The sequence below is a fragment of the Loktanella salsilacus genome (assembly GCF_024206795.1).
Classification (GTDB): Bacteria; Pseudomonadota; Alphaproteobacteria; order Rhodobacterales; family Rhodobacteraceae; genus Loktanella; species Loktanella salsilacus.
The window spans coordinates 1,951,133-1,966,126 of record NZ_CP072994.1 but is presented as its reverse complement, the minus strand read 5'-3'; the positions used below and the strand labels follow the sequence as shown (position 1 = coordinate 1,966,126).

Here is a 14,994-nt window from a genome sequence, read left to right as displayed (position 1 = left end):
TATACAATAGTTGCCTAAAAAGTACGTTTTGCCCCGTTGGTCTTTAGCCAAAGCCAACCTTTGAATCCGGCCACAACTAACACCATGCAGATCAACGGAACTATCCAGCCCGTGATGATTTGTGCGGCACTGATCGGCTCATTTCCTGCGGCCGTCCATCCGATGTAGGAGGAAAACGCGCTGGCACCGAGGAATGCGCTGAACAGGACGAGTACCAAGGGCAGCCACGCTGAATTTCCAGCGCGGATACGAAAAGCAAGGATAATGAGCAATAACGCTATAGTGGCGCACCACGCCACGATGGTCAGGTTCGGCGTTGGTTGAAAAAGGGTGGTCAGGGACACCAATGCTGCGTTTGCCCCCATGACCAAGGCGGGGAGCCCAGCCATTTTGACAGCTTCTTTTGCGCTATCTTCGTCAGTAGAGGATATCCAATACCCAAAAAGCTTTGTTTTAGTCGCCATATACGTTGCCGCCCCCGTGAATTGTGAGGGTAATTTACCTGCTATGTTCGCAAAGAAAACCCGTAAAGTCGGCTAATAAAGTCGTTCACGACGTCGCCACACCTTCCCCAAAACTACCGTTTTTAAACATTCATAAACGCGCCTGTTTTGAACGCGCCTAAGGTTTGCCGCGCTGACTAAACTACCGTTGCCCCGCCGTATTCTAACGTCTGCTTCTGGAAATCAGTGGTAAGCTGCATGCCATACAAGGATGAACCACGGCGGTTAGCGCTTATACACTGATCAAATGGATCAATTGGTTTAATGTGGTTTCAAGATCGCCGGGGCGCTGGGTGGCGCGGGCCACCATCATCGAACCTTCCAAGCTGGATACAAACGTCGCTGCCAAAGCGTCCGCATCAATGTCCTGTCTTAATTCCATGCTGGCTTGGCCGTCCCGTATGACTGCTGCGATCCATGCACGTTGCGCGTCAAAGAACGCAATGACTTCGGCGCGGACTTGATCTGGCAAGGTTGACGCATCCGCCGCAAGTATTCCCCCAAGGCACAGGCCGCCACGCTCTTGCAGTGTCGCCACAAATAGGGACCCGTAAGCGCGCAAAAGCTCTGGCGTTGACCCCGCCTTTAGCCCGTCTAGCGCGGCGTTGAACGCCTCGCGGTAAGCCAGCGCTGTTGCTTCGGCAAGATCGGCCTTGGTTGCAAAATGGTAATGGATGCTTGCGCTTTTGATCCCGACTTCGGCGGCGATGTCACGAAAGCTGAAGCCGTTATAGCCTCTATCCATCATCAGCACGCGGGCTGAATCCAAAATAGCCGCAGCTTTGTCGTTTCGGTCCGTCATATGCCTCAGATCCCTTTGCCTACCTAGTACTAGATAGGTAAGTGAGCAAAGGAAACGCTATGACAAATCTTATCCTAAACCGCCGGGCTTTGATGGCAGGCTCTGCTGCGACAGCGCTTGCCGCCCCTAGCATCGTAAGTGCGAATGTTCTTGGCGGCGGACCTCTTGGCCAAGGCACCACGCCGCTAGGGCACGGCATCGTCACCATTGCCGACTTTGGAGAGGTCAAAATCCACAGCTACCAAAGTCCGGATTTGACAGGATGCGTGACCACACATGTCATTGAAACACCCGAGCGGCTGGTGTTTGTGGACGGTCAAAGGTCAGTCATCTACGGCCGAGAGGTGCGTGACTACGCCGAGAAAACGGGCAAGCCGGTGGATCGCATGATCATCTCGCACCTGCATCCTGACCACTGGTTCGGGGCCTATCAATTTCGCGATGTGCCTATTTATGCATTTGCTGAGACGCAGGCCGAAATTGATCAGCTTGGCGCATTCTTTATCGAAATCAGCATCGAGTCATTGGGCGAACACGTGCCGCCAACCAAGGTCGTGCCAAACCGCGTCATTGAACACGGCGCTATCGACGTTATCGATGGCGTGACCTTTGAATTCCGCCATGTCACAGACGCGGAATCCGACAACATGATGACGATCTACCTTCCTGATCAGAAAGTTCTGATTGCTCAGGACATGTTGTACAACAATTGCCACCTGTTCTGCGGTCACGGCAACTTTGACGGCTGGAAAAATGGCCTTGTCGAGATGCGCAAAGACACCTCCTTTGACCTAGTGTTGCCGGGTCACGGCCCTACTGCGGGATCGCGTCAGGCGATGGATGATGCGCTGATCTATCTTGACCACGTTCAGGCCGCTTATGCCAAATCCGAAACGGGTGACGCATTGAAGGCCGCGATTTTGGATCGGTATCCGTCATATCTGGCGGCAGGTCTTGTCGACATTCAAAACCTGTTTCTGTTCCCAAAGGGTTAACTTATCCCCGTTGCGGGCGACCCGCCCGCAACGCCAAAACCGGCCGCCGCTATCAGTCCTGCGCTGTTAGCGTGATATCGCAGGGCAGGGCCTGCAAGCTGATGCGCTCTGCGTTCGGGATATCGTTCCCCTCGGCGCGGCGGGTGGCGGCGGTGCGGGAATGGTTCAGCGATAGCCAGCGCTGGATCAGCCGGGCGCGCAGTTGCGGCATCGGCACTTCGAGGCGCACGGACAGATCCCACAGGGGGGCCAGATTCGCCCAAGGCATCTCGTTGAACATCAGGTAATTGCCTTCGACGATAATCACCGCGCAATTGGCGGGGACCACGACAGCGCCCGCAATCGACAGATCGCGGCTGCGGTCGAACATGGGGGCCACGACCTCTACTGCTTCTTTCATGCGGCGGATCATGTGCAAAAAGCCGTCTGCGTCGAATGTTTCCGGCGCGCCTTTACGGGCCCGCAGGCCGCGCGCGTCCAGGACGGCGTTATCCAGATGAAACCCGTCCATCGGCACGATCATGGCCGAACAGCGTTCTTGGTTCAGCCGCCGCGCCAGTTCGGACGCCAGCGTTGACTTGCCGCTGCCAGGCGCGCCCGCGACGCAGATCAAGAGCCGCTCTTGCGTCTCGTGCATCTCGTGTACGCGTTCTGCCAGCAGGTTAACCTGTTCTGTGATACTTTGCATAACTGCCCTCGTTTTCGCGTTTGCCGCGATTTGAGGGTAGGGTAGCGCCGCGCCGCCCGCGCATTGAAGCGTAAAGCGCGGCGCCTGCGCCTTTTGCGTAACACCCATGACCGGGATGACACACACGCTGGGCAGCGCCCGCGCTTTGCCCTAACTCTTGGATATGAGCGATACTCCGCACCCAACCACTCAGCTGCAACAGCCCGCAATTCGCCCCCACGTGGGCGTGGTAAGGCGGCTTTGGGCGCTGATGATGGCCGTTTGGACCACCGCGACAGAGCGGCACATTTCCCTGATCGCCGCAGGTGTCGCGTTCTTTGGCATGTTTGCCTTATTCCCCGCGTTGGCTGCGATCATCGCGGTCTATGGCTTGCTTGCCGATCCGACCATCGTGGTGCAACAGCTTGAACTGATGAAAGAAATCATCCCAGAGGACACCTATCTGCTGTTCGTCGGCCAGATGGGCCGCTTGCTTGCGGCGCAGACGGGCACGCTGGGGTGGGCCTCTGGCCTGTCGCTGTTCCTTGCGCTGTGGGCGGCACGTGCGGGCGTTGCTGGGTTGATGGAAGGGCTGAACGCCATCGCCAACCGGCCTGCGCGCAACGGGTTCAAGCAGATCATCGTAGCGCTGACGCTGACCGTCACCTTGGTCGCGCTGGCGATTCTCGCGCTGGCGGCTGTGGTCATCGCGCCTATCGTGATGAAGTTCGCCCATATCGACCCCACGACCGCGTGGCTGCTAGAGGCGATCCGCTGGGTTGTTGCGCTGTTTGTTTTGTATGCGGCGCTGTCGCTTTTGTACCGTTTTGGCCCCAATCAACGCGGCGCGCGTTTGCGTTGGATGACCATCGGGGCAGGGACCGCCGTCATCCTATGGATCGCCGCATCCGCAGGTCTATCATACTACCTCGGAAATTTTGGGCGCTATAACGAGGTATACGGTTCTATCGGTGCGGTCATTGGTATGCTGCTGTGGCTCTACATCACCGCCTACCTTATTTTGTTGGGCGCGGCGCTGAACTTGCGGGTGCATGGCAACATCGACGGGCATCACTAAAACCTGCAGGCTATTGCAAATGTGTCACCATCAGGGCGGGTATGGGGAATGCTTCGCCACATTTCACCTAGCTTAAAGAATTAACTCCGGCTAATCTGACTGCAATCAAAATGGACGTGTCCCTTGATGGGCGCGCAATGAGGCGGAGTAGTTTTATGTCGGCGATTGATTTCGTTGTTCGCAATGATGCGGGCGGTTTACAGCGTGGCCAAGTGTCTGGCAAAGGCGCTGATGCAAATATTATCATCTCTCAGGGCGAAGACGTATCGCTGAACCTAGAGCGCAGCCATGTCATGTCCTATGCCCGTCAGGGCTCGGCCTTGCAGGTCATGCTGGTCGATGGAGAGATCATCACCATTCAAGGTTTCTTTGACGCGAACGGCGCGGCGCAGAACCAGTTGTTCCTGTCCTCTGGCGGTCAGTTGGCCGAAGTTCAGCTGGTGCCCGGCGACGGCAACCTGATGCTGGCCCAGTATGTCGACAGCGACAGCTTTGGCAAATGGTCCCCCGATGACGAGCTGTATTTCACGCAGATCGCAGCACTGCCCGCAGACGGCATCGAAGACGCGCAGGCCACCATGATGGCCGCGCCTTTGCTGGGCGGCATCAGCGGCTTGGGCGGCCTTGGCGCTGCAGGCGCAGCGGCGCTGGGCGGTTTGGCTCTGGTCGGCGGCGGCGGTGATAGCGGCGGTGACGGCGAAACTGCAGTCGAGACTGACGGTGGCACCGCGACCGAAACGCCTGACGAGCCCGATGCTGGTGAAGGCGGCACCGAAGGCGACGGCGGCGATACCGATCCAACGGATCCGACCGATCCTACGGACCCAACCGACCCGACAGATCCTACCGATCCCACAGACCCAACCGATACGCCTGATCCAATCGAACCGCACGACCCGGGCGATACCCCTGTTGAAGCTCCCGAGCTGCCAGCCGTTGAAATCACCGGCGGCACACGCGCGCAGGATCACGTTGTAAACAACGCTGACTATCAGGACGGCGTCACGATCACCGGTACGGGTACACCCAATGCATCCGGCACGGTCACTGTTGGCACTGTGGTTGTTGACATGACTGTCGACGGCAACGGCGACTGGACAATCGTGATCCCCGCGACCGATCTGCCCTCTGGCGAATACGACCTGCCGGTCAGCGCGACTGTCACCACCGAAGGCGGCACGATCACGCACACTGGCACGCTGGACGTGGACACGCTGGCTGAAGTCACCTTCAGCGCTGACACGGTTGAAACCGATGGTACCGTGAACTTCGTCGAAGAATCCGACGGCGTTGTGCTGACGGGCACCACGCAGGCGGGCTCGACTGTTGTCGTGACCTTTGGTGGTAGCAGCTATAACGCTGTCGTCACAGGCGAGACATGGACCCTGAACGTTCCTGCTGGCACGCTGCCAACGGGCGATCTGGGCACCAGCGTCGACATCACTGTCACCGCGACCGATAACCACGGCAACACAGCCACTGTGACCGACACGCTGGAAATCGACACGATCACGGGTGTGACCATCACCCCGATCGCAGCTGGCGGCGACAACACTGTCAACGCAGCCGAGCGCACCGCAGGTCTGACCATCACGGGCACCGCCGAAGCTGGCGCAACCGTTGTCGTCACCATGGCGGGCTACGCGCACACCGTGACCGCGAACGCATCGGGCCAGTGGACAACGACCTACGCTTCAACCGAGATTTCGCGCAGCGAATTCAAGGTCGAAAACGTGACGGCCGTTGCAACCGATGCGGCTGGCAACACGGCCTCGGCCGCTGCCACGGTTAAGATCGACACCGAAATCGGCGTCACGATCACGCCAATCGCAGCCGGCGGCGACAACACTGTCAACGCTGTCGAGCGGGACGCAGGTCTGGTCGTCAACGGCACATCCGAAGCAGGCGCGACAGTTGTCGTCACAATGGCGGGCTTCTCGCACACTGTGACCGCGAACTCTGCGGGCCAGTGGACCACGACATACTCCAAGACCGAGATTTCGCGCAGCGAAGGCAAGGTCGAAACCGTCACGGCGGTCGCATCTGATGCGGCTGGCAACACGGCAACGACGTCTGCGACAGTCAAAGTCGACACAGAAATCGCCGTTACAGTCGACACCTCTGACGTTGACGGTCCCGACGCCATCGTGAACTTCGAAGAGCGTAAAGACGGCATCGTTCTGCACGGCACCGCCGACGCAGGCTCTACCGTGGTTGTGACCTTCAATGGCTATACCCACACTGTCACCGCAACCAGCGCTGGCACATGGTCGTCCAACTATGCGGTTGGCGAGCTGCCAATCGGCAACGTGGAAAACAACTACGCCGTCACCGTTAAGGCGACCGATACCGCTGGTAACACCGCGACCACCACCGGCACCGTGAAGCTGGACACATGGGTTAACAACCTGACCCACCCCGGTCTGGTCGAAACCGACGACGTTGTGAACAAGGCAGAGGCTTCGGACGGCATCACGCTGACCGGCAAAGTCGAAGCTGGCTCCTCTGTGGTTGTTGACTTCAACGGTCTGGCACACACCGCCACCGTGACCGGCACCACCTGGACTGTGACCTACACGGGCGCTGAAATCCCGCAGGGCACCTATGACGCGGCCATCACGATCACCGCGACCGACGCGGCTGGCAACGTGCGCAGCATCACCGACACCTTCGTGGTCGACACCGATGTGCCGGACGCACCGGGTATGGAAGGCATCGGCCTGTACGATAACGGTGTCCGCGACATCGCCATCGACAACACCGACGACAGCATCACCGTGCATTCGTACAACAGCGGTAGCGCTGGCACGACGCTGATCGCTGACAACGGCGACCGTTACCTGAACGGCCGCACCGGAGAGCTGGAGTTCGGCTTCGACAACCCTGTCGTAGACGGCAAGCAGTTGATCGTCACCGCGACCGACGATCACGGCAACACCAACTCTACCCTGCTGGTGCTGGACGAGCGTTCGACCAACGTTGTCGACGTCACGGCGACAGGCATCGACGGCTTTAACGTCGGCGCAATCGACCTGACCTTTGCAGATAAATCGACCCTGTCGCTGACCAAGGCGAACATCGACGATCTGTCCGCGAACGACAACGTGCTGGTCGTGCATGGCGCGCTGGACGACGCTGTCACCTTCCAAGGCACTGCGACAATGACTGGAACCGAAGTCATCGGCGGCGAAACCTACAACGTCTACAGCGTTGGCGGCGACTCCGTGCTTAAGATCGACGACGACATCCAGTTCTCGACGACTATCTAAACGTCACGATCCAAGGGGGCCGGCAACGACCGGCCCCCTTTGCCCCACTAGGCGGGGGGCATGCCACCATAATAAAAATCCGGGGCGGAGCAGACGTGAGCAAGACAACACATAAAAAGACCCTCATTGCGTTTTGCGCGATGGCGGCACTCAGCGGCTGTTCAGGCGGCGCAGACAGCGTAACCCGCAGTCCGTTTTCGGCGATTGGCCTTGGCAAACCTGCCGTGGCGGACAGCCCCAGCGCACCCGCGCTTGCCACTGAAACACCGGACGGCACCCAATCCGAAGTGATCGCAGGTCTGCTGACCCGCCGGTCTATCCTGCCGCAAGGCCCATATTCCCAAGTGTCCAGCGCTGTTCTGGCCGCGAACTCTCGTGTTGCTGAATCCGATCTGCGCGCCGCGACCCTGCGCGCCGAGGCGCAATCGAAAAACTGGCTGCCGACCCTTGGCCCCTCTGTGTCGCTCACCTCGCTTGGCGCGGTCGTCACATCGCTGGTCGTGGAACAGGTGCTGTTCGACAACGGCGGCAAAAAGGCCGAACGCGCCTATGCCAAAGCCGATGTCGAAGTCGCCGCCGTCGCGCTGGCGCAAGACACCAACAACCGCGTCCAAGACGCGCTGACCCTTTATCTGTCCGCCCAAAAGGCCGAAGCCCGCGCCGCCGTAAACGCCGCTGCGATGGCCGATATGGAACACTTCGCCTGGATTATGGACGAGCGTGTCAAAGGCGGCGTGTCGAACTCTGTTGACCGCATGGTTGTGCAGCAAAAGCTGAACCAGATGCAGGCCGATATGTCCTCTGATCTAGAGGCCGCAGCCGCTGCCCGCGCCGAACTGGCCGCCATGTCCGCAGCGCCGCTTGACGGCGTCAAAGGCACATCGCCCCTACCGGTCGAGCTGGCCGCGACCCCCTTGGCCGTCGTCAAGGCAGAGGCCGAGGCCACCCGTTCTGTCGCCGAAGCCAAAGCCGCCCGCGCAGGTTTCCTGCCCAGCCTGTCGGCTGTCGGCGCAGTGTCTGGCAGCAAATCCAGCGGCGGTCTGTCGATTGAAACCGAAGACGGCATCGGCTTTGGCCTTGGCGCATCGCTGGCGGCCGTCGATCAGCAGGCCGAAGGCGCAAACGCCCGCATTTCCCAAGTCCGCGAAGATGTGGAACGGTCCTTGCGCGCTTTGGAAGGCGAATTGTCGTCGCTACAGCGCCAGCAAGAACAGACCGCCACCTTAGCGGAAGGCGCAGAGGCGAACTATCGCAGCTTTGCCGAACAGCAGCGCGCCGGACAGCGCGACGTCAACGACGTCGTCAGTGTGTTTGAAAGCGCGGTGCGCCTGCGCCGCGAAGCCGCCGCCTTGCCCTTTGAAGTGGCCCGCGTCGAACTCAAAATAGCCGCCCTCAAAGGTGTGCTGGTGGATGGAGACAAGATATGACCGGACCCGTGCTGGCGTTTGACGTGACCGGAATCCGGGGGGGCAAGCTGACCCGCCACGGCGGTCAAACCGCATCCGACACCGCCCCCGATCTGGCCGCCGCGCCCGTGGCGGCAGAGCCTGTCGATCTGACCCCGCCCGCAGCCCCGGTCGTTGCCGCATCGCGCCGCGATAATGGCACAGCAAAGCTGCGCGCCGCCGTTGTGGCGACCTACGCCGGACTGCTGGGTGTCGATCTGAAAGCCACCGATATTCTGGACCGCCAGATTGACGACGCCAGCGCGGGCCTGCCCGTTGATACGCTGATCGCCGCGCTCAATGACGCGGGCCTGCGTGCCAGCGCGCGCACCGCGCTGCCGCCGCAGATCGCTGACTGGCCTGCCGTCGCCCGCCTGACCAATGACACGCTGGTCCTTGTGCTGGAACAGACCCGCGACACCATCATCCTGCACGACCCCGCCGCCGCCGATCACCGGCAAGAGGTCCCGCTGGCCGAATTCGTCGAACATTTCACCGGCCGCATCATCCACGCCGTCGTGCCCGCCGCCGAGCTGAACCGCCGCCACGCGATCCAAGCCAAGCCGGGTCACTGGTTCTGGTCCGAATTCGGCAGTTTCCGCCGCGTGATCGGTGAAGTCGCCCTCGGCTCTCTTGTCGCCAACCTGCTGGCCGTGGCCGTCGCGCTGTTCTCGTTGCAGGTCTATGACCGCGTCATCCCGCACCAGTCCGTCGCGACGCTGTGGGTGCTGACCATCGGCGCGGGCATCGCCATGCTGCTCGAAGCCTGCCTGCGCATCGCCCGCGCCCGTCTGATGGACGGGGCAGGGCGCCGGATTGAGCTGCGCCTGCAAGACATGCTGATGAAAAAGCTGCTGGGCATGCAGTCCGGCCTGCCGGGCCAAACGCCCTCCACCACATTCTCGGCGTTTCGCGAATTTTCCGCTGTGCGTGAATTCTTTACCGCCTCCACCATCGGGTCTCTGACCGACATCCCTTTCATCTTTCTGTTCCTTGCCCTTGTCTGGTCCATCGGCGGCCCCGTCGTCTGGGTGCTGGTCGCAGGCGGCATCCTGATGGTGCTGCCATCGCTGCTGGCACAGAAAAAGATGATGAAGCTGACGCTGGCGACCCAAGGTGCATCGACCCGTTCGTCCCGCCTGCTGCAAGAAGCAGTGTTCGAGGCTGACACCATCAAATCCCAACGCGCCGAGGATCGCTTTTCCCGCCTTTGGGCCGAGTTGACGGGCCTCTCCGCCATCTCGACCTCTGAACAGCGCCGCCTGTCCACGACCCTGACCTATTGGGCGCAGGGCGTGCAGCAGGCGACCTATGTCGCCGCCGTCGTCATGGGTACCTTCCTTGTGTTCAAAGGCGAATTCACTGTCGGCACGATCATCGCTGTCGGCATCCTGACGTCCCGCACCCTTGGGCCGTTGAACGGCCTGTCCGGTTTAATCGCGCGTTGGTCCAACACCCGCGCCGCGCTCGATGCGCTCGACAAAATTGTCCAAGCCCCGCAGGACCACGATCAGGATCGGACCTACCTGCGCCGCGAAAAGATCAACGGCCAGTATGACCTGCGCGAAATGTCCTACACCTATGACGAAGAAGGCGCGCGCGCCCTCGACGTGCCGAACCTGACCATCAAAGCAGGCCAGCGCGTTGCCGTCCTTGGGGCGAACGGCTCTGGCAAATCGACGCTGCTGAAAATCCTGTCGGGCCTGAACCAGCCCACCACGGGCCGCGTGCTGATCGACGGCGTGGACATGGGCCAAGTGCTGGCCCGCGACCTGCGCCGCGGCGTGGGTTATCTGGGGCAAGAGGTAAAGCTTTTCGCCGGCACCCTGCGCGACAACATGAACCTGACCCAGCTGGAACGCGACGACGACCGCATGCTGGCAGCGCTTGATTTCGGCGGCCTGGGCCAGTTCGTCCGTAACCACCCCAAGGGCCTTGATTTGACGATCCGTGACGGCGGCGCTGGCCTGTCCGTCGGCCAACGCCAGTCCATCGGCTGGGCGCGTCTGTGGCTGCAAGACCCCAGCGTGTGCCTGCTGGACGAGCCGACGTCGGCGCTGGACCAGACCCTTGAAAAGGCACTCGTGTCCCGCCTGACCACTTGGCTAGAAGGGCGCACCGCTGTCATCGCGACGCACCGCATGGCGCTGCTGCAACTGACCGACCGCACCATCGTGCTGCACAATGGCCGCATGGCCATCGACGGCCCCCGCGACGACGTCATCGCCCATATGAACAAGGAGGCGTCGTAATGGCCCTTGCTGATCACGAATTCGAAGGCCAAATGCGCCGCCCCTCGATGGTCATCTGGCTGGTCGGTGCGACGGTGCTGCTGTTCATCATCTGGGCCAAATTCGCCTGGGTTGACGAAATCGTCCGTTCATCTGGCGAAGTCGTCAGCGCGTCCCGCCCCCAGATCATCCAGAACTTCGAAGGCGGTATCCTGGGCGAATTGCTGGTAAGCGAAGGCGATACCGTCGATGACGGCCAGATCCTTGCCCGCCTGCAAGGCACCCAATACGTCGCCCAAGTGAACGACCTGCAAGAGCAGATCAACGCCGCCAACATCCGCCGTCTGCGGCTAGAGGCTGAAATGGCAGGCCTGTTCGATTTCGATATCCCGGACGAGATCGCCGCTGCCAGCCCCGCGATGGTTGCGTCGGAAAAGCAGCTGCTGGCCGCACGTCAGGCTGACTATGCGTCCAAGGTGGACGGCGCGCAGCGCATCATGTCCGAATCCAAGCGCGAGCTGGACCAGATGGAAGACATGTTGGCCCGTGAAATCGTGTCGCTGTCCGAAACCACCCGCGCGCGCAAAGCCTATGCGGACGCCGAAATCAAATACAACGAGATCGTCACCGGCGCGGAGCTGGCCCGCGCGAACGAAAACTCCGAAGTGCTTGCCGGTTTGTCGCAGCTACGCCAGCAACTAGCCTATGCCACCGACCAGCTGGACCGCACGATCATCCGCGCCCCGATGCGCGGCGTCGTCAACAACCTTGGCGTCACCACCATCGGTGGTACGATCCGCGCTGGTGAAGAGATTTTCCAGATCATTCCGCTGGATGACGCTTTGTTCGTTGAAGCCCACGTGAAGCCGCAGGACATCGCCAACGTGACCACCGGCCAGACCGCGACGGTCAAGCTGTCCGCCTATGATTACACGATCTACGGCAGCCTGTCGGGCGTGGTGCAGAACATCTCTGCCGATACCTTCAAGGACGAACGCCGCGCCGACGCCGACCCCTATTACCGCGTCAGCGTGCGCGTCGATATGGAAGACCTTGGTGTGCGCCAGCAAAAGATCGAAATGCGCCCCGGCCTGCAGGCCAATGTCGAACTTCACACCGGTGAAAAGACCATCCTGCACTACCTGACCAAGCCGCTGTATCGCAGCCAAGAAGCGCTACACGAGAAGTAAGCGCGTTAGCCGGGCAGGGTGACGATGATCGCGCCCTTATCCGTGGCGACGACCGTGTGTTCGTATTGCACGACGGGCGCGGGGGGATCGGCGTAAAGCGTCCATCCGTCCGCGCCGTCCATCGCCAGCAACCCGCCGCGGGACAAGAATGGCTCTACCGTCATGACCATGCCGCGGTGGATACGGCGCCGGTCGCCGCGGGTGGGCCAGGTCGCAATCTCTGACGGTTCTTCATGCAAAGCGCGGCCGACGCCGTGGCTGGCCAGATTGCGGATCAGGCTATAGCTGCGTTTTTGCGCAAACTGCCCGATGGCGTTGCCGATCCCGGCCAGCGGTTTGCCATGCCCGACCTGCGCAATGCCGATCTGCATCGCCCGCTGCCCGTCGCGGCACAGCTGGTCCATATGCGTCTTGGCAGGTGGCACCTGAAAGGTTGCGCCGGTATCGGCGAAAAAGCCGTCCTTGCTGGCAGAGACGTCGATGTTCACCAGATCACCCGCCTTAATGACCCGCGCGCCGGGAATGCCGTGGGCGATTTCTTCGTTCACGCTGATGCAGGTCGCACCGGGAAAGTCATACGTTGCCTCTGGCGCGGACACAGCGCCCGCCGCATCCAGCAGGGCACGTCCGATCTCGTCCAATTCTTGCGTGGTGATCCCCGGCTCTAGCGCCCGGCTCATGGCGCGGACCGTGTTGGCCACGATCCGGCCGATGACCGACAGGCCCTGCAATTCGTCGTCTTGAGTGATTGTCATGGTGGGCCTTTCAGGGTTGTCATATGCTTTGCTATGTCACGGCAGATCGCGCCTGAAACTGCGGATCATCCCACAGCTTTTCGTTCATCACGCGCGCAATCACTGCTACCGCCGCATCAACGTCATCCGCGTCGATAAATAGCGGCGTAAAGCCAAAGCGCATGATATCCGGCGCGCGGAAATCGCCGACGACGCCATGCGCAATGCAGGCCTGCATCGCGGCATAGCCTTCGGCGTGCCGGAACGACACCTGAGAGCCGCGCGTCTGGGGATCGCGGGGGCTCGCCAGCTCTAGCTCAGGGCAAGCTGCCTCGACCCCTGCGATAAAGCGCTGGGTCAGGGTGATGCTGGCCTCCCGGATTTCGGTCATGTCGACGCCGTCCCAGACATCCATCGCCGCCTCTAGGGCGGCCATCTGGATCACGGGGGGCGTGCCGACGCGCATGCGGGCCACGCCTTCGCCGGGGCGATAGGTGGGTTCAAACGCAAAGGGCGCATCATGCCCCAGCCAACCCGCCAGCACGGGGGCGGCGGTCTGCGCATGGCGCGGCGCGACATAGATGAAGGCCGGCGCGCCGGGTCCGCCGTTGAGGTATTTATAGGTGCAACCTACCGCGAAATCCGCGTTGCACCCTGCTACGTCGACCGCCAAAGCCCCCGCCGAATGGGCCAGATCCCAGACGGTGACGATCCCAGCGGCCTGCGCCTGCGCCGTCAGCGCTGCCATGTCATGCAGTCGGCCGGTGCGGTAATCGACCTGTGTCAGCATCAGAACGGCGACCTCGTCCGTGATATTTGCGGCCACGTCCTCTGGCGCGACAACGCGCAATTCCAGATCGCGGTCAAAGGCGCGGACCAACCCTTCGGCGATATACAGGTCCGATGGAAAGTTGCCGCTGTCCGACAGGATCACCTTGCGGTCCGTCATGGCGAGCGCGGCGGACAGCGCCTGAAACACCTTGATCGACAAGGTATCGCCAAGGGTCACATGCCCGGCTTCTGCCCCGATTAATCGCCCAATCCGGTCCCCCAGCGCCATGGGCTGCGCCATCCAGCCAGCCTTGTTCCAGCCGGTGATCAGCATGTCGCCCCATTCGTCCACCATGGTCCGGCCCACCCGGTCTGCTGCTGCGCGGGGCAGCGGACCAAGGGAGTTACCGTCGAGGTAAATCATCCCGATCGGCAGGTGAAATTGATCCTTGCGGGATTGAAATGGCATGCTTTGTCCTTTTGAGGTGCCGAAAAGTCTTCGGGTCTAAACTTGTCCGCCAGCGATTTCGATCGTCTGGCCATTCACGCTGCGGGCGGCGTCAGAGCACAGCCAGACCGCTGCGGCCGTCGTCTCGTCCACTTGCAGCAGACGCTTGTGCCGATTGCCGCTAGCGACGATGCCTTCGGCCCCGGCGCGGTCAACGTCAAAGCGGCGCATCAGGCCCGGCAGTTGGTTCTGCACGATGTCGGTGTCGACATAGCCCGGGCAAAGCGCGTTAAAGGTCACGGGACGCTTTTGCATGAATTCTTCGCTAAGGCCGCGCACCAGACCGATGACGCCGTGTTTGGATGCGGAATAGGGAATCGCATTTTTCAACCCGCGCACACCGGCGATAGAGCTGACGACGATATAACGCCCCGGCAGATCGGCGGGCAGGGTTTCCAGCGCGGCCTGAAAGGTCAGGAACACACCGTCAAGGTTCGTGGTCATGGTGCGGCGCCAGTCGGCGAGGCTGGTTTTCATAAAAGGGCCGCCTTCGGCGATTCCCGCATTGGCGATGCAGATCGTGATGGGACCGCGCGCGGCGGCAACCTCTGCGATGCCGCTGCGCACGGCGGATTCGTCCGACACGTCCATCACGCAGGGGTGGATACGGGGATTTTCAGCCGCAAGCGCCTGCAGCGGCTCGGCCCTGCGGCCTGTGATCGTGACCTCTGCGCCGGCCTCTGCGAGCGCCAAAGCGATCGCGCGGCCAATCCCGCTGCCACCGCCGGTGACGAGGGCGTGCTTGCCGATGTGTTCCATGATATCCTCCACTTATGGCGCGATGCTACCGTTCGGGTCCGC

The 14,994-nt window shown here is 61.2% G+C and carries 12 protein-coding genes; 6 read left to right on the top strand and 6 right to left on the bottom strand.

Going from position 1 to position 14,994, the window contains the following annotated elements; genetic code table 11:
* Positions 1-14: 14 nt before the first annotated feature.
* Both KBW81_RS09655 and KBW81_RS09650 read right to left on the bottom strand, forming a co-directional pair.
* A complete protein-coding gene (locus tag KBW81_RS09655) occupies positions 15-464 on the bottom strand; it encodes a hypothetical protein (protein ID WP_254247010.1) in 450 nt (149 codons plus the stop codon).
* Positions 465-735: 271 nt separating this feature from the next.
* The gene (locus KBW81_RS09650; RefSeq protein WP_254247009.1) at positions 736-1,305 is read right to left on the bottom strand and encodes a TetR/AcrR family transcriptional regulator; all 570 of its coding nucleotides are present in this window, start codon (positions 1,303-1,305) and stop codon (positions 736-738) included.
* A 59-nt stretch (positions 1,306-1,364) separates the two neighbouring features.
* Between KBW81_RS09650 and KBW81_RS09645 the strand changes: the two genes are divergently transcribed.
* On the top strand, positions 1,365-2,300 hold the full coding sequence (locus tag KBW81_RS09645) for an MBL fold metallo-hydrolase (protein ID WP_254247008.1): 936 nt from the start codon (positions 1,365-1,367) through the stop codon (positions 2,298-2,300).
* A gap of 52 nt (positions 2,301-2,352) precedes the next feature.
* On the opposite strand, the gene KBW81_RS09640 is transcribed toward KBW81_RS09645, so the two are convergent.
* Positions 2,353-2,988, bottom strand: a complete 636-nt coding sequence (locus tag KBW81_RS09640) for a nucleoside/nucleotide kinase family protein (RefSeq protein WP_254247007.1) — start codon at positions 2,986-2,988, stop codon at positions 2,353-2,355.
* A gap of 163 nt (positions 2,989-3,151) precedes the next feature.
* On the opposite strand from KBW81_RS09640, the gene KBW81_RS09635 reads away from it, so the two are divergent.
* The 5 genes from KBW81_RS09635 (at position 3,152) to KBW81_RS09615 (ending at position 12,180) form a co-directional block, all read left to right on the top strand.
* The gene (locus KBW81_RS09635; RefSeq protein WP_245754282.1) at positions 3,152-4,045 is read left to right on the top strand and encodes a YihY/virulence factor BrkB family protein; all 894 of its coding nucleotides are present in this window, start codon (positions 3,152-3,154) and stop codon (positions 4,043-4,045) included.
* A gap of 155 nt (positions 4,046-4,200) precedes the next feature.
* Complete coding sequence (locus KBW81_RS09630) at positions 4,201-7,314, top strand: BapA/Bap/LapF family prefix-like domain-containing protein (RefSeq protein ID WP_254247006.1); 3,114 nt, start codon at positions 4,201-4,203, stop codon at positions 7,312-7,314.
* A gap of 95 nt (positions 7,315-7,409) precedes the next feature.
* Positions 7,410-8,741, top strand: a complete 1,332-nt coding sequence (locus KBW81_RS09625) for a TolC family protein (RefSeq protein ID WP_139222670.1) — start codon at positions 7,410-7,412, stop codon at positions 8,739-8,741.
* On the top strand, positions 8,738-11,011 hold the full coding sequence (locus KBW81_RS09620) for an ATP-binding cassette domain-containing protein (protein ID WP_254247005.1): 2,274 nt from the start codon (positions 8,738-8,740) through the stop codon (positions 11,009-11,011). Before KBW81_RS09625 ends, KBW81_RS09620 begins: the two co-directional genes overlap by 4 nt.
* Positions 11,011-12,180, top strand: a complete 1,170-nt coding sequence (locus tag KBW81_RS09615) for an HlyD family efflux transporter periplasmic adaptor subunit (RefSeq protein ID WP_090191263.1) — start codon at positions 11,011-11,013, stop codon at positions 12,178-12,180. The genes KBW81_RS09620 and KBW81_RS09615 overlap by 1 nt, the downstream gene beginning before the upstream one ends.
* A 5-nt stretch (positions 12,181-12,185) precedes the next feature.
* On the opposite strand, the gene map is transcribed toward KBW81_RS09615, so the two are convergent.
* From map to KBW81_RS09600, 3 genes are read right to left on the bottom strand one after another with little or no spacing between them, the layout of a single operon-like run.
* Positions 12,186-12,935, bottom strand: coding sequence for a type I methionyl aminopeptidase (map, locus tag KBW81_RS09610; protein WP_254247004.1), 750 nt, complete (start codon positions 12,933-12,935; stop codon positions 12,186-12,188).
* Between the two features lie 31 nt (positions 12,936-12,966).
* A complete protein-coding gene (kynU, locus tag KBW81_RS09605; protein ID WP_254247003.1) occupies positions 12,967-14,154 on the bottom strand; it encodes a kynureninase in 1,188 nt (395 codons plus the stop codon).
* A gap of 36 nt (positions 14,155-14,190) precedes the next feature.
* Positions 14,191-14,952, bottom strand: a complete 762-nt coding sequence (locus KBW81_RS09600) for an SDR family NAD(P)-dependent oxidoreductase (protein WP_254247002.1) — start codon at positions 14,950-14,952, stop codon at positions 14,191-14,193.
* Positions 14,953-14,994 lie beyond the last annotated feature (42 nt).